Annotated in this window: 22 protein-coding genes and 1 pseudogene; 9 read left to right on the forward strand and 14 right to left on the reverse strand. The window is 63.9% G+C overall.

The genetic code is table 11. From position 1 onward, the window contains the following. From ACCQ03_RS18035 to ACCQ03_RS18070, 8 genes are all read right to left on the reverse strand, one after another. Nucleotides 1–558, reverse strand: coding sequence for a CatB-related O-acetyltransferase (locus tag ACCQ03_RS18035; RefSeq protein WP_209227660.1), 558 nt, complete (start codon nucleotides 556–558; stop codon nucleotides 1–3). After that, the gene (locus ACCQ03_RS18040; protein WP_057679553.1) at nucleotides 555–1,901 is read right to left on the reverse strand and encodes an ABC transporter ATP-binding protein; all 1,347 of its coding nucleotides are present in this window, start codon (nucleotides 1,899–1,901) and stop codon (nucleotides 555–557) included. Before ACCQ03_RS18040 ends, ACCQ03_RS18035 begins: the two co-directional genes overlap by 4 nt. Nucleotides 1,902–1,942: 41 nt before the next feature. After that, the gene (locus ACCQ03_RS18045) at nucleotides 1,943–2,761 is read right to left on the reverse strand and encodes an ABC transporter permease (RefSeq protein ID WP_057679552.1); all 819 of its coding nucleotides are present in this window, start codon (nucleotides 2,759–2,761) and stop codon (nucleotides 1,943–1,945) included. After that, nucleotides 2,754–3,968 carry a cystathionine gamma-synthase gene (locus ACCQ03_RS18050; RefSeq protein ID WP_209227659.1) on the reverse strand — a complete coding sequence of 405 codons (1,215 nt, stop codon included), beginning with the start codon at nucleotides 3,966–3,968 and terminating at the stop codon, nucleotides 2,754–2,756. The genes ACCQ03_RS18045 and ACCQ03_RS18050 overlap by 8 nt, the downstream gene beginning before the upstream one ends. Before the next feature lie 99 nt (nucleotides 3,969–4,067). Next, nucleotides 4,068–5,438: a pyridoxal-phosphate dependent enzyme gene (locus tag ACCQ03_RS18055; RefSeq protein ID WP_017157251.1), complete on the reverse strand. Its 1,371-nt coding sequence runs from the start codon at nucleotides 5,436–5,438 to the stop codon at nucleotides 4,068–4,070. 236 nt (nucleotides 5,439–5,674) lie between these two features. After that, on the reverse strand, nucleotides 5,675–5,893 hold the full coding sequence (locus ACCQ03_RS18060; protein ID WP_003484103.1) for an HP1242/YdcH family protein: 219 nt from the start codon (nucleotides 5,891–5,893) through the stop codon (nucleotides 5,675–5,677). Nucleotides 5,894–6,244: 351 nt separating this feature from the next. After that, nucleotides 6,245–7,135, reverse strand: a complete 891-nt coding sequence (locus ACCQ03_RS18065) for an OmpA family protein (RefSeq protein WP_057679550.1) — start codon at nucleotides 7,133–7,135, stop codon at nucleotides 6,245–6,247. Further along, nucleotides 7,132–7,515, reverse strand: a complete 384-nt coding sequence (locus tag ACCQ03_RS18070; protein WP_057679549.1) for a DUF4398 domain-containing protein — start codon at nucleotides 7,513–7,515, stop codon at nucleotides 7,132–7,134. The genes ACCQ03_RS18065 and ACCQ03_RS18070 overlap by 4 nt, the downstream gene beginning before the upstream one ends. Nucleotides 7,516–7,613: 98 nt before the next feature. Between ACCQ03_RS18070 and ACCQ03_RS18075 the strand changes: the two genes are divergently transcribed. Further along, nucleotides 7,614–8,747 carry a PilT/PilU family type 4a pilus ATPase gene (locus tag ACCQ03_RS18075; RefSeq protein ID WP_017157249.1) on the forward strand — a complete coding sequence of 378 codons (1,134 nt, stop codon included), beginning with the start codon at nucleotides 7,614–7,616 and terminating at the stop codon, nucleotides 8,745–8,747. Nucleotides 8,748–9,221: 474 nt separating this feature from the next. Here ACCQ03_RS18075 and maiA read toward each other — a convergent pair whose 3' ends face one another. Next, entirely contained in the window at nucleotides 9,222–9,884 is a 663-nt protein-coding gene (gene maiA, locus ACCQ03_RS18080) for a maleylacetoacetate isomerase (protein ID WP_057680005.1), read from the reverse strand. Nucleotides 9,885–9,915: 31 nt separating this feature from the next. Next, entirely contained in the window at nucleotides 9,916–10,974 is a 1,059-nt protein-coding gene (locus ACCQ03_RS18085) for a fumarylacetoacetate hydrolase family protein (protein WP_170922358.1), read from the reverse strand. A 307-nt stretch (nucleotides 10,975–11,281) separates the two neighbouring features. Here ACCQ03_RS18085 and ACCQ03_RS18090 point away from each other — a divergent pair, with 307 nt between their 5' ends. From ACCQ03_RS18090 to ACCQ03_RS18100, 3 genes are all read left to right on the forward strand, one after another. Next, complete coding sequence (locus ACCQ03_RS18090; RefSeq protein WP_008576904.1) at nucleotides 11,282–12,670, forward strand: DEAD/DEAH box helicase; 1,389 nt, start codon at nucleotides 11,282–11,284, stop codon at nucleotides 12,668–12,670. A 135-nt stretch (nucleotides 12,671–12,805) separates the two neighbouring features. Beyond that, a complete protein-coding gene (gene queD, locus ACCQ03_RS18095; protein WP_057680003.1) occupies nucleotides 12,806–13,159 on the forward strand; it encodes a 6-carboxytetrahydropterin synthase QueD in 354 nt (117 codons plus the stop codon). A 192-nt stretch (nucleotides 13,160–13,351) separates the two neighbouring features. Beyond that, complete coding sequence (locus ACCQ03_RS18100; RefSeq protein ID WP_209227658.1) at nucleotides 13,352–13,687, forward strand: phasin family protein; 336 nt, start codon at nucleotides 13,352–13,354, stop codon at nucleotides 13,685–13,687. Nucleotides 13,688–13,802: 115 nt separating this feature from the next. Here the strand turns inward: ACCQ03_RS18100 and bioD are convergent, their stop codons facing one another. Beyond that, nucleotides 13,803–14,477: a dethiobiotin synthase gene (gene bioD / locus ACCQ03_RS18105; protein WP_057687048.1), complete on the reverse strand. Its 675-nt coding sequence runs from the start codon at nucleotides 14,475–14,477 to the stop codon at nucleotides 13,803–13,805. Nucleotides 14,478–14,596: 119 nt separating this feature from the next. Between bioD and ACCQ03_RS18110 the strand changes: the two are divergent. The 3 genes and pseudogenes from ACCQ03_RS18110 to ACCQ03_RS18120 all read left to right on the forward strand — a co-directional run bounded on the left by ACCQ03_RS18110 (nucleotide 14,597) and on the right by ACCQ03_RS18120 (nucleotide 15,718). Next, a pseudogene (locus ACCQ03_RS18110) lies at nucleotides 14,597–14,831 on the forward strand (hypothetical protein). 9 nt (nucleotides 14,832–14,840) lie between these two features. Continuing rightward, nucleotides 14,841–15,323: a free L-methionine (R)-S-oxide reductase MsrC gene (gene msrC, locus ACCQ03_RS18115; protein WP_005920832.1), complete on the forward strand. Its 483-nt coding sequence runs from the start codon at nucleotides 14,841–14,843 to the stop codon at nucleotides 15,321–15,323. Further along, complete coding sequence (locus tag ACCQ03_RS18120; protein WP_104620101.1) at nucleotides 15,320–15,718, forward strand: TfoX/Sxy family protein; 399 nt, start codon at nucleotides 15,320–15,322, stop codon at nucleotides 15,716–15,718. The genes msrC and ACCQ03_RS18120 overlap by 4 nt, the downstream gene beginning before the upstream one ends. A gap of 291 nt (nucleotides 15,719–16,009) precedes the next feature. Here the strand turns inward: ACCQ03_RS18120 and gph are convergent, their stop codons facing one another. Continuing rightward, entirely contained in the window at nucleotides 16,010–16,660 is a 651-nt protein-coding gene (gene gph / locus ACCQ03_RS18125; RefSeq protein ID WP_017157241.1) for a phosphoglycolate phosphatase, read from the reverse strand. Nucleotides 16,661–16,803: 143 nt separating this feature from the next. Continuing rightward, nucleotides 16,804–17,883 (reverse strand): DNA polymerase IV, encoded by a 1,080-nt coding sequence (gene dinB, locus ACCQ03_RS18130; RefSeq protein ID WP_209227657.1) that lies wholly within the window; start codon nucleotides 17,881–17,883, stop codon nucleotides 16,804–16,806. A 346-nt stretch (nucleotides 17,884–18,229) separates the two neighbouring features. Here dinB and fabA point away from each other — a divergent pair, with 346 nt between their 5' ends. Beyond that, nucleotides 18,230–18,745: a 3-hydroxyacyl-[acyl-carrier-protein] dehydratase FabA gene (gene fabA / locus ACCQ03_RS18135; RefSeq protein ID WP_017174020.1), complete on the forward strand. Its 516-nt coding sequence runs from the start codon at nucleotides 18,230–18,232 to the stop codon at nucleotides 18,743–18,745. After that, nucleotides 18,745–19,953, forward strand: a complete 1,209-nt coding sequence (gene fabB, locus ACCQ03_RS18140; protein ID WP_209227656.1) for a beta-ketoacyl-ACP synthase I — start codon at nucleotides 18,745–18,747, stop codon at nucleotides 19,951–19,953. The genes fabA and fabB overlap by 1 nt, the downstream gene beginning before the upstream one ends. A gap of 215 nt (nucleotides 19,954–20,168) precedes the next feature. Here fabB and ACCQ03_RS18145 read toward each other — a convergent pair whose 3' ends face one another. Continuing rightward, nucleotides 20,169–20,825, reverse strand: a complete 657-nt coding sequence (locus tag ACCQ03_RS18145) for an SH3 domain-containing protein (RefSeq protein WP_057679251.1) — start codon at nucleotides 20,823–20,825, stop codon at nucleotides 20,169–20,171. Between the last annotated feature and the right edge of the window lie 5 nt (nucleotides 20,826–20,830).

Here is a 20,830-nt window from a genome sequence, read left to right on the forward strand (position 1 = left end):
TCAACGAAATTGCTGGACGAACGCTTCCACGCTACCGCCACAAAGATCGGACTGCCGCGCATGGATCTCCTCGATCGGCCAGTCCCACCAGCGGATACGCATCAACGCCTCGACCTGTGCGGGGGTAAAACGCATTTTCACTTGGCGTGCAGGATTGCCGGTCACGACCGAATACGGCGCCACGTCGCGCGTCACCACAGCGCGCGCACCAACGATGGCGCCGTCCCCTACCGTCACGCCGGAAAGAATGGTCGCGCCGTAGCCGATCCATACATCGTTGCCGATCCGCGTCGGTCCCTTGGTCGCCGGATGGCCGTCGCGCCCAGCGAGAGGATCACCGAACGCAATGCGCAGGGGAAATGTCGTCACCCATTCGCTAAGGTGCTCGCCACCACCGAAGATGACAACTTCTTCTGCGATCGAGCAAAACGACCCAATACCCACCGACTCGTTATCGCTCCACACCTTGAACTGCGGGTTCCCGTAGGTGAAGCGGCCGACCTGGACGCGCGGATCCTGACTGAGCAAAGGAGCTATCTGGCTTGCGTATTCACTCACGGATTGTCCACCACCTGCATCTGCACACGGTCAAACGGAATGCCGACCAATCCATAACGCAAGGTCGGCGAGGACACCTTCAAGATCACCGCATCGTGCAGCCAATGATGCTGGGTGTTTGTCACTGGGTCGCCCTCTGCGATGGAAACCGTCATGGAGTAGTCGCCATTCGGCAGCAATGGCAAATAGAACTCGAATTCGGCCTCCACTGCTTGCCCAGCTTTTAACTCCATCGGCGGCTGCACATGGGTATAGGTATGCTCACCAAACAACGACTGCCCGAGACTGTCTTTGACGAAAAATCCGACAATCGGGCTATTCATGTCACGGTGGACCTGCGCGGAAATCCTCAGCAGAACATGTTCACCACCATAGAAGAAAGGCCGGGAAGGATCGTCGATGTTGGTCAACGAGACACTTTCGATACTGGCCTCGCCTGACTTCCATCCGTCCGAATGGGCGATGTTATCGAACATCTCCAGGGTGACTTCTTCCACGGTTTTGATCGGAGCTCGTCCGCTGGGAGATATACTGCCTTTGATCTCCCGACGGTCCAGTGCCTGCAGCTTTACCTCATCGCCATAACTTTCCTGGGCACAATACTCGATGTAAGCCTGGGTGGTTTCTTGAGCACTGGAGTGCATGCGCATCACCCCTTTGTCCAGCCAAATCGCAGACTGGCAAAAACTCAGCACCGAGTTGGTGTCATGACTGACGAACAACAATGTACCGCGCTCGCGGAAAGAACGCAGAAAACGCATGCATTTCTGCACGAACACCGCATCGCCGACGGCGAGCGCCTCATCGACCACCAGGATGTCGGCATCGACGTGCGCGATCACCGCAAACGCTAGACGCACGTACATACCACTGGAATACACCTTGACAGGTTGATCGACGAAGTCGCCGATGTCGGCGAAGGCCACGATCCGATCAAAACGCTCGACGACCTGCTCGTGACTCAGCCCAAGGATGGCGGCGCTCATGAACACGTTTTCGCGCCCAGTGAACTCAGGATTGAAACCCGCGCCGAGTTCCAGCAGCGCAGCTACGCGGCCCTTTACCTTGATGTCGCCAGTCGTGGGCGTGAGTGTGCCGCAGATCATCTGCAGCAGCGTCGACTTGCCCGAGCCATTCCGCCCGATGATACCGACCGTGTCGCCTTTGCGGACCTCGAAAGAAAGGTCGTGCAGCGCCCAGAACTCCTTGAAATATCGATTGGAGTCTAGGCCAATCGCGCGACGCATGCGCGGTACGACAGCCTGCTTGATCCGGTCGTGCGGTTTATCGTAGACCTGGTAGCACTTGGAAACGCCAGAAACCTGGATCGCCAATTCCGGCATGGGGAGCCCTTCGTTCGATGTCAAAATACGGATACGACTGTTCAAACAACGTCCGCGAATCCGCGACGGACCAGCTGGAACCAGTAGTAACCAAGGTAGGCGAGTACCACGCTTCCGATGAAGTACTTCAACAGCCCGGACCAATCAGGCGGCAAGCCCCACATCAGCACGTTTCGCGATTGTTCGATAATGAAAGTGAGCGGATTGAGGTAAATCAGCTTCTGCATGCTAGGCGGCAACGAAGAGACCGGATACAACGCTGGGCTCATGAACAACAACACGGTAGCCAATAGCCCAGTGATCTGCCCGATATCGCGGTAATACACGCCTAGTGCCGCAAAGAACCAAGTGACACCAGCCGAGACCAGCACCAGTGGGAAAATAACCAATGGGAAATACAGCACGGTCAGCGGCAGTCGCCCAAGCAGAAAATATTGCGCGATAAGCAAGACTGCCAAGGTAATCAGCATATGGAAGAACGCCGATGCCACTGCAGACCAAGTCAGAATTTCAAGTGGAAACACCACCTTCTTTACGTAACTCGCGTTACCCAGCACCAAATTGGGCGCCTTACTGATGCACTCGGTAAGAAAAGCATGAACCATGATGCCGGCAAACAAGACTATCGCGAACTCGGCGCGACTACCCTGCGCCGCCCCTGCCCAGCGTGCATTGAACACGTAGGAAAAGACGAAGGTGTACACGGCGAGCATCAGCAACGGATTAAAAAATGACCAAGCGAGGCCAACGATGGACCCACGGTAACGCCCAAGCACCTCACGCTTGGCCAATTGGTAGATAAGCTTTCGGTGCTGTCGCAGACTGTGAACAGCCGACAGCACGGACAAGGGATTACGCATTTTGATCCGTTCCCTCTACAGCTGCACCCAGCGCCCGCTCCAAATCCGCCCGCAAATCCCCTAAATCCTCAATTCCCACGCTCAACCGCACCAGCGCATCGCTGATGCCGAGCTGCTCGCGGCGGGGCACGGGAATGGAGGCGTGGGTCATGACGGCGGGATGGTTGACCAGGCTTTCCACGCCGCCGAGCGATTCGGCCAGGGTGAACAATTCGGTCTTTTCGCAGAAGCGCTTGGCTGCGTCGAAGCCGCCCTTGAGGACGATGGAGACGATGCCGCCGAAGCCGGACATCTGGCTCTGCGCGAGCGCATGCTGCGGGTGCGAGGCAAGGCCGGGGTAAATGACCTTTTCGATCGCAGGGTGGGTTTCCAGCCATTGCGCAAGCGCCAATGCGTTTTCGCAGTGGGCGCGCATGCGCAGCGGCAAGGTTTTCAATCCGCGTAGCGCGAGGAAACTACCGAACGGGCCTTGCACGCCCCCGATGGAGTTCTGCAGGAACGCCATCTGCTCGGCGAGCTCGGCGTTGTCACCGACCACGGCGATGCCACCGACCATGTCCGAGTGGCCATTGAGATACTTGGTAGCCGAATGCACGACGATATCGGCACCCAGGCTGAGCGGGCGCTGCAGCATCGGGGAAGCAAAGGTGTTGTCGACCACGATCAGCAGGCCGTGCTTGCGCGCGATCGCGGCAATGGCCGCGATATCGACCAGCTTGAGCATCGGGTTGGTCGGGGTTTCGATCCACACCATCTTGGTGTCGGGGCGGATCGCCGCCTCGAACGCGGCCGGGTCGGTCAGGTCCACGAAGCTGAAATCCAGGCCGGCGGTGCGACGACGCACGCGCTCGAACAGGCGGAAGGTGCCGCCGTACAGGTCGTCCATCGCCACCACGTGGCTGCCGGCATCCAGCAACTCCATCACCGTCGAGGTGGCAGCCATGCCGGAAGCGAATGCAAAGGCGCGCGTCCCGCCTTCCAGCGCGGCAACGCAACGCTCGTGGGCAAAGCGCGTGGGGTTGTGGGTGCGCGAATACTCGAAACCCTGGTGCTCGCCGGGGCTGGACTGCGCATAGGTGGACGTCGCATAGATCGGCGGCATCACCGCGCCGGTGCTTGGATCTGGCGACTGCCCTCCATGGATCGCCAGCGTTGCGAGCGACAGCGCGCGCTCGCCGTCATGGCCATGAGTGGTGCGATTGGACATGGAGGTTCCCGAAAAAGTGGGCGATTGTAACAAGCAGGTCTGAATGGCCCGTGCCGCGCGTCTCATCCGAGCGCGCGGCGGTGCCGGATGACTGCACGATCACTGCACGCGACGGCGCAGGTAGTTGAGCAGGTCGATGCGGGTGATCAAACCAAGGAATTGCGTGCCGTCCATGACGATGGCGACCTGGCCACGGTCGAACACCGGCAGCAGCGCTTCGATCGGCGACGCGACGTCCAGACGATCCAGCTTGCTGACCATGGCAGTGGAAATCGGGTCGCGGAAACGGGCTTCGTCGCCATAGACATGCAGCAGCACGTCGCTTTCGTCCACGATGCCCACCAGCTCGCCGTCGTCGATCACCGGCAACTGCGACACGTCGTACAGTTTCATGCGCTGGTAGGCGGTGGTCAGCAGATCCTTCGGGCCCACCACCACGGTGTCGCGCTTGTTGTACGGGCGCAGGATCAGGTCGCGCAGGTCGCCGTGTTGCGGACGCTCCAAAAAGCCGTTGTCGAGCATCCAGTAGTCGTTGTACATCTTCGACAAATACTTGTTGCCGGTATCGCAGACGAACACCAGCACGCGCTTGGGCGTGGTCTGCTCGCGGCAGTACTTCAGCGCCGCCGCCAGCAGGGTGCCGGTGGACGAGCCGCCGAGAATGCCTTCTTTGGCCAGCAGCTCGCGCGCGGTATGGAAGCTTTCCGCGTCGCTGATGGAATAGGCCTTCTTGACCCGCGAAAAGTCGGAGATATCCGGCAGGAAATCCTCGCCGATGCCTTCGACCAACCAACTGCCGGACTTTTCGCTGACCGTGCCCTCTTCGATGTACTGGGTCAGGATCGAGCCGACCGGGTCGGCCAGCACCAATTCGGTGTGCGGCGAGGCGCTGGCGAAAGCGCGCGACAGGCCGGTCATGGTGCCGGAGCTGCCGCAGCCGAACACGATGGCGTCCAGTTGGCCATCCATCTGCGCCAGGATTTCCGGGCCGGTACCGAATTCGTGCGCGGCCGGATTGTCCGGGTTGCCGAACTGGTTGATGAAGTAGGCGCCGGGGGTCTCGGCTGCGATCCTGGCGGCCAGGTCCTGGTAGTACTCGGGGTGGCCCTTGGCCACGTCCGAGCGGGTCAGCACCACATTGGCACCCATGGCCTTGAGATTGAAGATCTTCTCGCGACTCATCTTGTCCGGAACCACCAGGATCAGCTGGTAGCCCTTCTGCTGCGCCACCAGGGCCAGACCCAGGCCGGTATTGCCGGCGGTGCCTTCCACCAGGGTGGCGCCGGGCTTCAGGTCGCCGCGCTGCTCGGCCGCTTCGATCATCGACAGGCCGATGCGGTCCTTGATCGATCCGCCAGGATTATTCGCCTCCAGCTTGAGGAACAGCTCGCAGACGCCGGTGTCCAGGCGCTGGGCCTTGACGATCGGCGTGTTGCCAATCAGTTCGAGTACGGAGGAATGAATCGCCATCGGGATATCGTCGCTGCGCCACGCGGGCTAGACCGGTCATTATCCGACGAACCGCCGGGGAATGCTCATTCAGCATTGAACCGATTGCACAGGCCGGTGAACAAACAGGCTCAACCGGCAGCCGATCTGCCCTCCGCCAGGAACCGTGGCGCCAAATAAAGACGCGGACGGTGGCAAGCCGACGAGGAGGCCGCCACCGCCCGCGACGGTGAACTTGTTCTAGCAGTGGGGAAGGATCAGTGGGTGAGCTGGTCGTACATGCGGGTGAGCTTTTCTTTTGCCTGCAACTTCTCGCGCTTCATCTGGCCCAAGGTCACGTCGTCGATCGGGAGCACCCCGAGTTCGGCATCCATGCATTTCTTGTTCAATAGCTTGTGGCGTTGGTAGAGCTGCTTGAACTGGGGATCGGACTTCATCAATGCGTCGATTTCGGTCTGCGGTTGCCCTTCAAACATGGCGTTACCTCCTTCACTTAAAACAAGAACGCCCCGGCCAGCGAAGGCACGGGGCGCAGCTTGGGGATGGAAGACCAACGCGTTGCAAAGGCCGACACACCGGCGGAACCACCAACAACCACTCCACCAATGTGTCTCGTTGCGTGCCTCTGCATCACTGGCCCGGCCCTCCGTACTTCCCGGGCCGCGGAGTTGCTGCCCGGAGGTACGACCCTACGCCGGTCGCGAAGGGGGTTCAAGACCGAAACGGCCGCATTTGCCGTTCCCTGCCTCAATCAGTGACCGCGGTTCAACCGGGCGTCATGCACGGGTTAAAAGACCTTAACTTCCAACCACTTGCAACAATTGCAATCAGGGGGCGACAACGACCTCGGCCGCGCGGGTCTTGCTGACCGCGCCCTTGGTGCCGGTGACCTGCAGCCGCGAGGCAGACACCCCACCGGCCACCAAGGCATCGCGCAGCGCTTCGGCACGCTTCTTGGCAATGGCGGCATCGGTATCGAAGCCGACGATGCTGACCCGGCCCTTCTTGCCGATGTTCAGGTACTCGGCCAATGCCTTGGCCTGCCCGGCGGCATCCCCGGACAACGCCGCCTTGCCACCGAAGGCGCCACTGCCGAGGGAAAACACTTCGCCCCGGCTGTCGAACTTGGCGGGCGGCAGCTTGGCCCCGGCCACCAGCTCGGCCTCTTCATGCGCCAGCTGCACGGCCTTCTGCTGGGCCGCGTTGAGCTTGGCGGTCTGCTTGCCGGCCACGCTGGTCAACGCCAGCTCGGCGTCCTGGCGGGCGAGTGCTTCCTGTTCGGCAGCCTGGCGTGCCTGCTCGGCAGCCTCGGCCTGGATCTGCGCCTGTACGCGCAGGCGCTCGGCCTCCTGGCGCGCCCGCGCCGCGTCGCGGCGGCTGGCTTCGATCAGCAAGTCGTTGCGCGTGCCTTCCAGGCGGTCCAATTCGCGCCGCGCCAGCGCGGTACGGGCGGTGAGTTCGGCGATTTCGACCCGGCGGTCGGCCAGGAACACCAGCTCGTCGCGGTCGCGGCGCTTGGCCTCGGCCAGCGCAGCCACGCTTTGCTGCGCCTGCAACCGCTCAAAGCGCGCCAGATCGTTGGTCTGCGGGTCGTTCTGTAGCGCGGCCAGGCGCCGGTTGAGCGCGTCGGCCTGCGGGTCGTCCTTGGCCGCCATCGCCAGCGGCGGCAACGTCGCCAGGCTCAAGGCACCGAGATACAGCAAGGGGCGCAGGTTCATCGGCCGCCCTCCCCGGTATTGAGGGTGTTCTGCAACTGCGCCACTTCCTTCCTGCGCTGTTCCAACTGAGCAGTGATTACCGCTTCTTCGCTGCGGGCCTTGGCCAGGTCGGCGTCGGCGGCTGCACGCAAGGCGATCTGGGGCACCTGCTTGCGCTGGCGCTTGTCCAGTTGCGCCTGTTGGGCCTGCATCAATTCCTGGCGGGCCAGGTTGACCAAATCCGGTGCGTATTGGTCGGCATCGGCCTGGGTAGCGCGTTGCACGGCCTGTTCGGCGGCGGTGAGCTCCGGTGCCACCTGGGCGGCGGCCGGAGAGGAAAGAACCATGAAACAGGCGATGCCATACAGGGATCGCCGCAAGTATGCGAAGCTAGCCGTCATTAGGGGAGCCGTAGCGAGAAGTCTCGAGCACGGCCATTGTCGGAAGCCTGCGGCGGACTTGCAACGAGACGCTGCTGTTTGTTGGGGAACCATTGCGCATGGATATCGGCTACTTCCTGAAGCTGATGACCGAAAAGAATGCCTCGGACATGTTCTTGACCACCGGCGCGCCGGTGTACATCAAGATCGAGGGCAAGCTTTACCCGCTCGGCAATACGGGGTTGCCGCCGGGGATGGTCAAGAAAATCGCCTACTCATTGATGGACGAAGGCCAGGTGCCGCAGTTCGAGCGCGAGCTCGAGCTCAACATGGCCATCGCCCTGCCAGACGCCGGCCGCTTCCGCGTGAACGTGTTCAAGCAGCGCGGCGAAGTGGGCATGGTGATCCGCGCCATTCGCAGCCGGATTCCCAGCATTGAAGAGCTGAACCTGCCGCAGGTGCTCAAGGACGTCATCATGACCCCGCGCGGGCTGGTGTTGGTGGTGGGTTCGACCGGTTCGGGCAAGTCGACCTCGCTGGCCTCGATGATCGACCACCGCAACAGCACCACCACCGGGCACATCCTCACCATCGAGGACCCGATCGAATACCTGCACAAGCACAAGATGTCGATCGTGAACCAGCGCGAGGTCGGCCTGGACACCCACGCCTTCCAAAGCGCGCTGAAGAACGCCATGCGCGAGGCGCCGGACGTGATCCTGATCGGCGAAATCCTGGATGCCGAAACCATGGAGGCGGCCATTGCGTTCGCCGAAACCGGCCACCTGTGCCTGGCGACGCTGCACTCCAACAATGCCGACCAGACCATCGAGCGCATCCTCAACTTCTTCCCGGAAAGCGCGCACAAGAACGTGCTGATGAACCTGGCGCTGAACCTGCGCGCGGTCATTTCCCAACGTCTGGTCAAGGGCGTGGACGGCCGTCGCCGACCGGCCACCGAAGTGCTGCTCAACACGCCGATGATCCGCGACCTGCTGCGCCGCGGCCAGGTACACGAGGTGAAGGCAGCGATGGAAGAGTCGCTGGAAGAAGGCATGCAGACCTTCGACCAATGCCTGTTCCGGATGGTCAAGACCGGCGAGATCGAGCAGGAAGAAGCGTTGCGCGCGGCCGATTCGCGCGACGGCCTGGCGCTGAAGTTCCGCCTGTCCGAAGGCGGTTCCGGCGAACACGACCCATACGCGGACTACGAAGCGGCCGCGGCACCGAAGATCAGTCACGGGTTCATCTGATCGGTTGGGCGGCGACGACCGGCGACCTTGCGGCGCCGGGGGCTGCTGGATCCTGGTCATTCAGGGCGGGCTCTGCGGCGCGCTCCTCGATGCGACCCGCGCCCTCATCCGGCGCTGCGCGCCACCTTCTCCCGCTTGCGGGAGAAGGAAGATCGGCGGCTCCGCTTGCGGGAGAAGGAAGATCGGCGGCCTCCCGCTTGCGGGAGAAGGGAGAGATCAGCGGCCTCCCGCTTGCTGAGAAGGGAGCGATCGGCGCTCGCACGGTGCTTTTAGGCCCCGGTGCCGACGCTCTCAAACTTACGTTCCGATGTCGCCTTGCGTGGCGCCATCTGCCGGATCAGGTAACTGCCTGCCTGCCCTTCTCTCGCGCCGCCGGAGAAGATGCCCAAGTGCCGCCGAGCGGTTGATTGACCTTCTCCCGTGCCTACGGGAGAAGGTGCCCGAAGGGCGGATGAGGGCCGCAACCTTTTGCCCTCACGCCACCGCATCCACCTGCATTTCCGGCCGTGCCGCATCGAAGGCCGGCAACTGCAGGCAGGCCTGCTCGATGCGCCGCAGGGTCGGATACGGCGCCAGATCCACCTCGAACCGGTGCGCGTTGTAGAGCTGGGGGATCAGCACGCAATCGGCCAGGCCCGGCGCATCGCCGTGGCAGAAGCGCCCGGTCTGCGCATCGCGCGCCAGCTGTGTTTCCAGTGCCGCAAAGCCGCGTTCCATCCAGAGCCGTGTCCACTGCTGGCGTTGCGGAGCCTCCAGTGCGAACTCGCGCTCCAGCACCTGCATGACGCGCAGATTGTTGAGCGGGTGCACATCGCAGGCGATGAGCTGCGCCAGTGCGCGCACCCGGGCGCGTTCGGCAGGCGCGCGCGGCAGCAACGCCGTGCTATCGGCGAATGCCTCTTCCAGGTACTCCAGAATCGCCAGCGACTGCGCGATCACCACATCGCCATGCCGCAACGTCGGCACCAGTTCCTGCGGATTGAGTTGCGCGTAGGCCGGCGCGTGCTGCTCGCCGCCATCACGCACCAGATGCACCGGGTGGGCGATGTAATCCAGCGCCTTCAACCCAAGACCGATGCGCACGCGATAGGCCGCGCTGGAGCGCCAGTACGAAAACAGCTCCAGGGCCGCGTTCATACGCAACCGCCCGCCGTCGCTGCGCCGCACGTCATGGCAGCGGCTGCCGCTCGACGCGCTGCTCGATCGCACCGAAGATGCTGGCGCCACTGGCATCGAACATCTCGATCCGCACCACGTCGCCGAAGGCCATGAACGGCGAGCTCGGCTTGCCGTCGCGCAGGGTCTCGACCACGCGTTGCTCGGCAAAACACGAGGCACCCAAGCTGGTGTCCTGATTGGCGATGGTGCCCGAGCCGACGATGGTGCCGGCCGACAGCGGACGGGTCTTGGCGGCGTGGGCGATCAGTTGGGCGAAGTCGAACTGCATGTCGTTGCCGGCTTCGGGAGCACCGAACCAGGCGCCGTTGACGTGCGTGACCAGCGGCAGATGCAGCTTGTTGTCGCGCCAGGCATCGTCCAGCTCGTCGAGGGTGACGAACACCGGCGACAGCGCCGAACGCGGCTTGGATTGCACGAAGCCAAAGCCCTTGGCGAGCTCGGCCGGGATCAGGTTGCGCAGCGAGACATCGTTGACCAGCCCCACCAACTGGATGTGCGCAGCTGCCTGCTCGGGCGAGGCGCCCATCGGCACATCGTCGGTGATGACCACGATCTCCGCTTCCAGGTCGATGCCGTAGTCCTCGCTGATCACCTTGATGGCATCGCGCGGGCCATAGAAGCCGGCGCTGGTGGCCTGGTACATCAGCGGGTCGGTGTAGAAGCTTTCCGGCACGTCGGCATTGCGGGCGCGGCGCACCCGTTCTACGTGCGGCAGGTAAGCGCTGCCGTCGACGAACTCATAGGCGCGTGGCAACGGCGCGGCCAAGGCGTGCATATCCAGATCGAACACGCCATCGGCACTGCCATCGTTGAGCGAGGCCGACAAGGCATTCAGGCGCGGCGCCACATTGCTCCAGTCCTCCAGCGCGCGCTGCAGCGTCGGCGCAATGCCGGTGGCGCGCACGGCGGTGCGCAGGTCGCGCGAGACCACGACCAGGCTGCCGTCGCGGCCGCCTTCCTTCAGGGAACCTAGCTTCATGACCATCCTGTGCTGTGGCTGATCGGGCGATTGTACGGCCTGCCGCAACAGTGGTTGCACCTGAAACAACTGACCGTCACCACAACCGCGAAACCGCGATTTTGTGCAGCGCGCCAAACGCGAGTACACTTGACCGGTCTGCATGCGCCGTCCGTTTCCCTTAGGGACAGCCGGCGAGGCCAGGATCGATCGATCCGCTCGCCCGCCCCACCCGACGCCTTTCGTGGTGCCGACAAACCCATCGCTTCTTGATCGGGTTGATCCACCATCTCGCAGCGCGGTTCACGGGAACGCTCCGAGCCTCACCTTCTTGCATCTGCAATGCGTTTGCGCTCCGGGCTTGGCTTGGCGGCGACGCTTTACTTGGAGCTTCCTGATGTCGTTTGAATCCCTGGGCCTTGCGCCCTTCCTGCTGCGCGCGTTGGCCGAGCAGGGCTACGAAACCCCCACCCCGATCCAGCAGCAGGCGATCCCGTTGGTGCTGGCCGGTCACGACCTGCTGGCCGGCGCGCAGACCGGCACCGGCAAGACCGCTGCCTTCGGCCTGCCGCTGCTGCAGCACCTGGGCACCGCGCCGCAGACCGTCAACGGCCCGCGCAAGCCGCGCGCGCTGATCCTGACCCCCACCCGCGAACTGGCCACCCAGGTACACGACAGCCTGCGCGGCTACAGCAAGTACTTGCGCATCCCCAGCGCGGTGATCTATGGCGGCGTGGGCATGGGCAACCAGCTCGATGCGCTGCGTCGTGGCGTGGACCTGCTGATCGCCTGCCCGGGCCGCCTGATCGACCATATCGAGCGTCGCAGCGTGGACCTGTCCGGCATCGAAGTGCTGATCCTGGACGAAGCCGATCGCATGCTCGACATGGGCTTCTTGCCGTCGATCAAGCGCATCCTGACCAAGCTGCCGCGCCAGGACCGCCAGACGCTGCTGTTCTCGGCAACCTTCGAAGAGAACATCAAGCAGTTGGCGCTGGAGTTCATGCGCAACCCGATGCAGATCCAGGTCACCCCGAGCAACACCGTGGCCGAGAGCATCACCCACCGCGTGCACCCGGTCGACGGCGCGCGCAAGCGCGATCTGCTGCTGCACCTGCTGGCGCAGGACAGCCGCGAGCAGACCCTGGTGTTTGCGCGTACCAAGCACGGCAGCGACAAGCTGGCGCTGTTTTTGGAGAAGTCCGGCATCAAGACTGCGGCGATCCATGGCAACAAGAGCCAGGGCCAGCGCATGCGCGCGCTGAGCGACTTCAAGGCCGGCCGCGTGACCGTGCTAGTGGCCACCGATATCGCCGCGCGCGGGATCGATATCGATCAGCTGCCGAAGGTCATCAACTACGACCTGCCGATGGTGGCCGAAGACTACGTGCACCGCATCGGCCGCACCGGCCGCAATGGCTCCACCGGCGAGGCGATTTCGCTGGTGGCGCAGGACGAAGCCAAGCTGCTGCGCCAGATCGTGCGCATGCTGGGCCGCGATGTGGAAATCCGCGACGTGCCGGGCTACGAGCCGCAGACCCCGATCCGTTGGGGCAACAGCGCGCCGGGCCGTGCCGAGCAGCCGGGTGGCGAGCGCGCCCCGCGCAAGAGCCACGCCCGTCGTCCGCACGGCGATGCACCGCGTCAGGCGCATGCGCATGCCGGCCCCAAGAAGCCGGGCGGCCAGCGCAGTGGCGGGCCGCGTCAGGCCAACGCTGGCGCGGGTGCAGGCCGCCGCGATGGTGGACGTGGCGGCAATGGCCGTCCGGCCAACCGCGGCGCCTGAGCGCTGGGTTTGCGCTGAGAACAAGGGCCGCGATGCGGCCCTTGTTCTGTCCGTCCCGGCCTGCCCGGGCTCTTGCGGGATCCTGCACTGCGCAGTCCCGCATCCTTCCCTCTTCCTGCTTGCCGAATCACCATCATGGACATCTTCAAGGTCTTCACCCTGGAAGCCGCGCACCGGCTTCCCAACGTGCCGCCTGGGCATAAATGCGCACGCCTGCACGGCCATTCGTTTCGCGTCGAGCTGCATGTCAGCGGCGAACCCGGCGCCGAGACCGGCTGGATCATGGATTTCGGCGACATCAAGGCCGCCTTCCAGCCGATCTACGACCGCCTGGACCACCATTACCTCAACGACATCGAAGGGTTGGAAAACCCCACCAGCGAACGCCTGGCGATCTGGATCTGGCAGCAGCTCAAGCCGGTGCTGCCGCAGCTGAGCGAGATCGTGGTGCATGAGACCTGCACTTCCGGCTGCCGCTATCGCGGCTGAGCGGTGGCGCAGTGGTGTGACCTGAAGCCGCCAGTTGGCGGTTTCTGTCGTTTGGGGGGGCTGGCTAATCTATTGATAAAAAAGCGCTTTTTCAGCCATTTGGAAAATCTTCAGGAAACGTGTTGCATCGCAGCAGCATCGGCGTATGTTGCAACGCAACAAACGGTCACGGCTTTCCCCGAGGGGTTCGCAATGTCGGCGCAGTTCGAAAACAGCTTCACCAGTCAGTTCGCGTCTGCTGCAGCACGTGCCAACCAGCTGGCGTTGGAGACGCTGAAACGCAACGTCAACGCGACCAGCAGCTTCTTCGGCGAGTTTGCGCAGGCGCGCGACCTGGGCGCCTACCAGACGCTCTGGCCGAAAGGCCTGCAGGTAGCGCGCGACAACCTGGAACGTCTGGCCTCGGTCAACCAGGAAGTAGTCGGGTTGGGACTGAAGATGTCCAGCGAGCTTGGGCAGTTTGCCAAGCAGCAGTTCGAAAACGGCAGCGATCAGGCCGGCGCATCAGGCAAGCCCCGGCGCAAGTAAGACCGCCAATCAAATTCAGCGTCTTTGCATGGGTCCCTCCCCCCGTGCAATCCGGCCCGACAGATCCCTCCCTCTGTCGGGCTTTTTTATTGCCTGCGCAGGCGCGCCGTGCGAGCTAGCGCGGCACCTGCAGCCCGTGTGCCTGGGCGGCAGCGTCGGCGCCCGGTCGCCACGGGATCCGGCCCCAGCACGGCATGGCCAGACGCTGGCGCAGCATGCCGATGTTTTCTTCGATGCGCTCCATCTGCGGATCGATTTCATTGGCGATCCACCCGATGCATTGCAGCCCATCGGCAGCGATGGCCGCTGCAGTGAGCCGCGCGTGGTTGATGCAGCCCAGCCGCACGCCCACCACCAGCACCACCGGCAGCTGCAACGCGCGCACCAGATCGGCTTGATCCAGGGTCGCGCTCAGCGGCGCGGCCCACCCGCCCACGCCCTCCACCACCACCATCTCGGCCTGCGCGCGCAATTGCGCGAATGCGTGCGCGATGGGCTCCAGCGCCAGCGTCACGCCAACATCGGCTGCCGCCAGCTCCGGTGCCAGCGGCGCCGGCAAGGCGTAGGGATTGAGCGTGGCGTAATCGGGCCGAGGGTCGCTGGCCGCCTGCAGCGCCAGCGCGTCTTCGTTACGCCAGCCCTGCGGTGTGTGCTCGCAGCCGCTGGCCACCGGCTTCATGCCGACGGCGCGATGGCCGCGTGCGCGCAAGGCGTGCAACAGCGCGGTGCTGCCCATGGTCTTGCCGATGCCGGTATCGGTGCCGGTGACATAAAAAGCTGGATGCTGCATACGCCTGATCCTGCGGCCGCGCCGCCATTGCCGTGAGGGCGCGCAGCATAACGTGCGCGCTGCGCGTGCGGCTGAGGCCGGTTGATTGGTTGTCGTTTGTCGGCCAGGCCACGCTGCCGATGTGCTCGGTCCTGGTTGCCTGGGCCGATGATGGCGATTCAACGGTGGAGTCGGTGAGAGCAGGTGCCGATGTGCGCGGTCGGGCGCGCGCGATTCGCGCGGTGTCGGACATGCCGTACCGCTTACGGCGAATTCTGCAGGTGTGTGGTGCCGGCGGCTCGGCGGCCCTGCGGATGGCAGCGCTTGCGCATTCCCTTCCCGATCGCAACCACGCTGCAAGACGGCCACTGCTAAACTTTGCCGATGTTCGCCACCTCTTCGCTGACCGGCAGCAAGCCGGAACAATATGCCCAGCTCACCGCCCAGGCCCAGGCACTGGTGCACGGCGAGCCGGACCGGATCGCCAATGCCGCCAACCTGGCCGCACTGATCTTCCATTCGTTGCCATCGCTCAACTGGGCCGGCTTCTACTTCTACGACGGCCGCGAGCTGGTGGTGGGGCCGTTCCAGGGCCTGCCGGCGTGCGTGCGCATTCCGCTGGACAAGGGCGTGTGCGGTGCGGCTGCCAGTACCCGGCAGAGCCAACGCATTGCCGATGTGGACGCGTTCCCTGGGCATATTGCCTGCGATTCGGCATCGCGCTCGGAGCTGGTGATTCCACTGGTCAAAGGCGATGCGCTGATCGGCGTGCTGGACCTGGACAGCCCGGAGCTGGACCGCTTCGATGCCGACGACCAACGTGGCCTGGAAGCCATTGCGCAACTGTTCGTAGACGCGCTGGCGTGACCACCGAGCGGATGCGCAACATCGGGCCCAAAAGCGCGGCGTGGCTGCGTCAGGTCGGGCTGCGCACGCAGCAGGACCTGCAAGCGGTGGGTGCAGTAGGCGCGTTCGTCAAGGTGCGCCGCGCCGGCTTCAAGCCCAGCCTCAATCTGCTGTATTCATTGGAAGGCGCGTTGGCCGATTGCCATTGGCAGGACGTGCCGGAAGCGCGTCGGCATGCCTTGCTCGCCGAATACGAGGCGGCCAGCGCGCTGCTGCCGGTGCGCGGCCGCGCCGTCGGCGGGCCGGTGGAAACCGTGCATTATGCGCGCGCCGACAATGACGACACGCATGGCGATTCGGATACGGCGGCCGACCTCTACGACGCTGCGGATGCAGAGCGAGTACGCGACGAGTGAGTCGGCCGGCAGCGCTCGGCAATCGGCGGATCGATGCAGCTGGCGCATGCGCGCACTCATGCATGCAACTTTACGTCGCAAAATGCGTGGCCCGTTTTAGAGCCTGAAGCGCAAGGTCCTGCGACGAGACACGCACCGGTCGGCAGACGCGCCTCACCACGGTGTCACCGGTGCTGGCTGCCCAGCGGAACAGGTAGCGGTGAATAGCTATCGGCTTCAGCGCCGACGCCTGAGCATGCGGCCGTCACGCACGCTGCCGTCGCATCGGTTGAGCCATCGTGCGCTCGCAAGTCACCGCAACGCGAGCAGTTCACGCATGTCGTCGACGATGGCCACGGCACCGGCGCGTTGCACATCGAAACCGCGCAGGTAGCCGTAACGCACCATCGCCAGCGGCATGTTCGCGGCGTTTGCGGCGGCGGCATCGGTGGCCGAATCGCCGACCATCAAACACTGTTGCGGGCTGCGCTGGAAGTGACTGGCAAGCTGCAGCAGCGGTGCCGGGTCTGGCTTGCGCTGCGGCAACGAATCGCCGCCGAGCACACGGCTGAAATGCGCGGCGATACCCAGATGCTCCAGCAACGGCGCGATAAAACGCGCAGGTTTGTTGGTGCACAAGGCCAGCGTGGCGCCCGCATCGCGCAAGCCGACCAGCGCCTCGGCAACACCTGGGTACAACTGCGGGTCGTGCAGCAGGCTCGCCTGGTAATGGCGCATCATCACCGGCATTTCCGCATCGGCATCGCGCGTGCTGCCGGCTTCGCGCAATGCGGTGGCAAGCAACACCTTGACGCCTTCGCCGATCCAGCTGCGGATCGTGGCTTCGCTGAACTGCTGTAGTCCCAGCTCCTGCAAGGTACCGTTGAGCGCTTCGGCAATATTGGGTGCGCTGTCCACCAGCGTGCCATCCAGGTCGAAGATCACCAGCGGATACGGAAACATTCGGACGGCCTCGTGGGTGGGAGAGCCGCAGTGTACGCAGTGCAAGATTCAGCGCATGTCACTGCCGAACGCCGTGGATTGCTCGCCGCCTGCGCTAGATGCAGTCATCGCCGCATGCCCACACGCGGTGCAGCATGGAACGCTTACTCCAACGGCGGCATCTGACCGAACAACTGCCCCTGCACCGCGCCCTCCTCGATAGCGCTGAAACCGCTCAAACCCACACCGACCAGGCGATAGCGCGTCTGCGCGGGCAGCTCCACGCGGCGGGTCAATGCCAGGGCGATCTGCGCCAGCGCCTCCTGCGAGGTAGGCGGCTGCTCGGGCGTGTAGGACCGCGTCAGGATGCGAAAATTCGAGGTCTTCAATTTCAGCACCACCGTGCGCCCGATGCGTTCGGTGCGGCGCGTGGCGAGCCAGGTTTTTTCGGCCAGCCGCAGGATGTGCGGATCCAGTGCATCAAGCGCCAGATCTTCGCTGAAGGTGTCTTCCGAGGACACCGATTGCACTTCCTGATCCGGCTCGACCGGGCGCTCGTCGATACCGCGCGCGCGGCGATACAGGCTCTGACCGAAACTGCCGAAATGCGCCTGCAATTCTTCCAAAGGCCGCTGGCGCAGATCGGCCACGGTGACGATGCCCAGTGCCGCCAACTTGCCATCCATCACCTTGCCTACGCCGGGAATGCGATTGACCTTGAGCGGCAGCAGAAAAGCGTCCACGCGACTGGGCGCAATCACGAACTGGCCATCGGGTTTGCGCCAATCCGACGCGATCTTGGCAAGGAACTTGTTCGGCGCGATGCCGGCCGATGCGGTGAGCTGGGTTTCTTCGCGGATCTGCGTACGAATCAACTGCGCGACCTCGGTCGCCAGCTGCATGCCGGTTTTGGCGTGCGTGACGTCCAGATATGCCTCGTCCAGCGACAACGGCTCCACCAAGTCGGTGTGACGATGGAAAATCTCGCGCACTTGCCGCGACACCGCCTTGTAGCGTGCAAAATCCGGCGGCACGAAGATCGCGTCTGGGCACAGGCGCTCGGCACGCACGGCCGGCATCGCCGAGCGAATACCGAAGGTCCGCGCTTCGTAGGAGGCCGCGCACACCACCGAGCGCGCGCCGCGCCAGGCCACCACCACCGGCTTGCCGCGCAGGCCAGGGTCGTCACGCTGTTCCACGGACGCGTAGAACGCGTCCATGTCCACGTGCACGATCTTGCGCATCAAGCGGGGTTCTCTGTCGCAGGCTGATGCTCATGATAAGCCAGCGCCGTCTCACACTTTGCGTCCAGAGACATCACCGCGCATTGGCGAAGCGAGCACGAGCGCACACTGAAGGCCGAGGTTAAGCAGCCGACGACAGCGCCTGCACGGCCGACCATGCAGGCCTGCCACGCAGGTGCCGACGGCAGGCCTGAGCGGCGTGATTTCACATGCAGCAGTGCATCTGCGCACTGCGCAATCAGCGAAAAACAGCACGCATGCGTACGGATAAAACGTTTGATTGAACCGCGCGACCTCATGCACCCTTGCCCGCCTCGCCTCTCGCTCCTTGCAGGAAACGTTCGTCATGATTCGTCAAAGTACGTACTCGCGCGACCAATTGCTGGCCAGCGCGCGTGGGGAATTGTTTGCGCCCGACAGCGGCCGTCTGCCCAACGATCCGATGCTGATGTTCGACCGCATCACCGAGATCAGCGACGCCGGCGGTGCACATGGCAAGGGGCTGATTCGTGCCGAACTGGATATTCGCCCGGACTTGTGGTTTTTCGGCTGCCACTTCATCGGCGACCCGGTGATGCCAGGCTGCCTGGGCCTGGATGCGATGTGGCAGCTGACCGGCTTTTTCCTGACCTGGATCGGCGCGCCGGGCCGTGGTCGCGCGTTGGGCTGCGGCGAGGTCAAGTTCACCGGCCAGGTGCTGCCCAGCGCCACGCTGGTGCGCTACGAGATCGATGTCAGCCGCGTCATCAACCGCAAGCTGGTGATGGCGCAGACCGATGCACGCATGCTGGTGGATGGGCGCGAGATCTACACCGCCAAGGATCTGCGTGTGGGCATGTTCACTTCAACGGAGAATTTCTGATGCGTCGCGTCGTCATTACCGGCATGGGCATCACCTCATGCCTGGGCAACGATCTGGACACCGTCTCCAGCGCACTGCGCGAGAGCCGCTCCGGTATCACCGCGCTACCCGATCACGCCGAAGCAGGCCTGCGTAGCCAGGTCGGCGGCGCGGTAGCGCTGGATCTGGACAGCCTGATCGACCGCAAGCTCAAGCGCTTCATGGGCGATGCCTCGGCCTATGCATACCTGGCAATGCGCGAGGCGATCGTCGATGCGGGCCTGGATGCCGAGCAGGTCAGCGGCCTGCGTACCGGCGTGATTGCCGGCTCCGGTGGCGGCTCCAGCCAATGGCAGGTGGAAACCGCCGATCTGCTGCGCAACCGTGGCGTGCGCAAGGTGGGCCCGTACATGGTGCCGCGCACGATGTGTTCGTCGGTGTCCGCATCGCTGGCCACCGCGTTCAAGATGCGCGGGCTGAGCTACTCGCTGTCGGCCGCGTGCGCGACTTCTGCGCACTGCATCGGTGCGGCGGCAGATCTGATCCGGCATGGCGCGCAGGACGTGATGTTCGCCGGTGGCGGCGAAGAACTGCACTGGACCATGAGCGTGATGTTCGATGCGATGGGTGCGCTGTCCACCGGTTTCAATGATCGCCCCGCCGTGGCCTCGCGCCCGTACGATGCGCAGCGCGATGGCTTCGTCACCGGCAGCGGCGGCGGCATGCTGGTGCTGGAGGACTACGACCACGCCATCGCACGCGGTGCGCGCATCCATGCCGAACTGCTCGGCTATGGCGTGACCTCCGACGGTGCCGACATGGTCGCGCCCAGCGGCGAAGGCGCCGTGCGCTGCATGCACATGGCCATGCAGGGGCTGGATCGCCCGATCGATTACCTCAACACGCATGGCACTTCCACGCCGTTGGGCGATGTCACCGAACTGGGCGCGGTGCGCGAGGTCTTCGGCGACAACGTGCCGCCGCTGTCGTCGACCAAGGGGCTCTCCGGGCACTCGCTGGGTGCGGCCAGCGTGCACGAGGCGATCTACAGCCTGCTGATGCTGCGCGATGGCTTCATGGCCGGCTCGGCGCATATCGAAGAACTCGACCCGCGTGCCGAAGGCTTTCCCATCCTGCGGCAGACACAGGACGCGACCTTGAACACGGTGATGTCCAACAGCTTCGGCTTTGGTGGCACCAACGCGGCACTGGTGTTCGGCCGGGTGTGACGGCAGCCCGTCATCGCCACCGCACGGCGGCCGTCGTGTGGCGGCGATGACGACAACGCAGTACCAACTAGCGCAACGACAGCCATGGCCTGGTGTTCAGGCTGCTCGGACGGTATGCCACTGCGGCACGCACATGGTGTGCGATGGACGCCCGGCACATGCCGTGTTCCAGGCGTATGTGTTCCGGCAGCCTAGCGGTCGTCCCGGGCACGAGACTATCGGCCGCGCATCCTGTGTTCGTATTCGGCACGAGACTCTCGCTCCCGAATTGCTGCGTCGTAATCTCTCTGTGCGCCGGAGATACAACTCTGCACATCACTGGACTGACGTCCAGAACGTTCGCATCTTTTTATCTTATCGTCCCGCCTGTCGCGGTCTAGCCGATTGAACGCGGCGCGATCAATCTCGGCCGTTTCACGTTTGATGCGCTCGTTCTCTGCACGTATGTGCTCATTGCGACGGGGCTCCATCATCTCCCTGCTCAGGGAATCGCCGGGCGAATGCTGGCGCCACAGCACACGTTCGCTTTCGACCGTCCATTCCCGGCCCCGATAATGCGCGTCCCAATACGCATCCAGCGCGAACGTGACCTTCGGGACCAACCTTGTCACTGCACCACGACCGGACACGATTGCCTGCGCCGGTATCCAGCCGCGCGCATCGGGCCCGCGCACATCGCACCACCTGCCGCCCTCCACGCAGCCATAGACGGTGACCGGATTGCCGGCCTTGGCCTCGCCCACCAGCCGGTATTCATCGCCCGGGCCGGCGCGCAGACGGGCCAGGCTGTCGACGTGCCCGGTTTGCTGCGCCGCGACCGGCGTGGCCATTGCGATCAACACCATCAAGCTCAGTGACTGAATTGCCGGCATTGCAC

Origin of the sequence: Xanthomonas sp. NCPPB 3569, assembly GCF_041475645.2 — a bacterium.
Taxonomy (GTDB): Bacteria; Pseudomonadota; Gammaproteobacteria; order Xanthomonadales; family Xanthomonadaceae; genus Xanthomonas; species Xanthomonas phaseoli.

Excerpts from the sequence above, each read along its gene's own strand:
- dinB (WP_209227657.1), bottom strand. The coding sequence starts at position 17,883 with ATGCGCAAGATCGTGCACGTGGACATGGACGCGTTCTACGCGTCCGTG.
- bioD (WP_057687048.1), bottom strand. The coding sequence starts at position 14,477 with ATGCAGCATCCAGCTTTTTATGTCACCGGCACCGATACCGGCATCGGC.
- ACCQ03_RS18075 (WP_017157249.1), top strand. The coding sequence starts at position 7,614 with ATGGATATCGGCTACTTCCTGAAGCTGATGACCGAAAAGAATGCCTCG.
- fabB (WP_209227656.1), top strand. The coding sequence starts at position 18,745 with ATGCGTCGCGTCGTCATTACCGGCATGGGCATCACCTCATGCCTGGGC.
- ACCQ03_RS18060 (WP_003484103.1), bottom strand. The coding sequence starts at position 5,893 with ATGTTTGAAGGGCAACCGCAGACCGAAATCGACGCATTGATGAAGTCC.
- ACCQ03_RS18070 (WP_057679549.1), bottom strand. The coding sequence starts at position 7,515 with ATGACGGCTAGCTTCGCATACTTGCGGCGATCCCTGTATGGCATCGCC.
- ACCQ03_RS18090 (WP_008576904.1), top strand. The coding sequence starts at position 11,282 with ATGTCGTTTGAATCCCTGGGCCTTGCGCCCTTCCTGCTGCGCGCGTTG.
- ACCQ03_RS18055 (WP_017157251.1), bottom strand. The coding sequence starts at position 5,438 with ATGGCGATTCATTCCTCCGTACTCGAACTGATTGGCAACACGCCGATC.
- fabA (WP_017174020.1), top strand. The coding sequence starts at position 18,230 with ATGATTCGTCAAAGTACGTACTCGCGCGACCAATTGCTGGCCAGCGCG.
- maiA (WP_057680005.1), bottom strand. The coding sequence starts at position 9,884 with ATGAACGCGGCCCTGGAGCTGTTTTCGTACTGGCGCTCCAGCGCGGCC.
- ACCQ03_RS18050 (WP_209227659.1), bottom strand. The coding sequence starts at position 3,968 with ATGTCCAATCGCACCACTCATGGCCATGACGGCGAGCGCGCGCTGTCG.
- queD (WP_057680003.1), top strand. The coding sequence starts at position 12,806 with ATGGACATCTTCAAGGTCTTCACCCTGGAAGCCGCGCACCGGCTTCCC.
- ACCQ03_RS18040 (WP_057679553.1), bottom strand. The coding sequence starts at position 1,901 with ATGCCGGAATTGGCGATCCAGGTTTCTGGCGTTTCCAAGTGCTACCAG.
- ACCQ03_RS18065 (WP_057679550.1), bottom strand. The coding sequence starts at position 7,135 with ATGAACCTGCGCCCCTTGCTGTATCTCGGTGCCTTGAGCCTGGCGACG.
- msrC (WP_005920832.1), top strand. The coding sequence starts at position 14,841 with ATGTTCGCCACCTCTTCGCTGACCGGCAGCAAGCCGGAACAATATGCC.
- ACCQ03_RS18045 (WP_057679552.1), bottom strand. The coding sequence starts at position 2,761 with ATGCGTAATCCCTTGTCCGTGCTGTCGGCTGTTCACAGTCTGCGACAG.
- ACCQ03_RS18100 (WP_209227658.1), top strand. The coding sequence starts at position 13,352 with ATGTCGGCGCAGTTCGAAAACAGCTTCACCAGTCAGTTCGCGTCTGCT.
- ACCQ03_RS18145 (WP_057679251.1), bottom strand. The coding sequence starts at position 20,825 with ATGCCGGCAATTCAGTCACTGAGCTTGATGGTGTTGATCGCAATGGCC.
- gph (WP_017157241.1), bottom strand. The coding sequence starts at position 16,660 with ATGTTTCCGTATCCGCTGGTGATCTTCGACCTGGATGGCACGCTGGTG.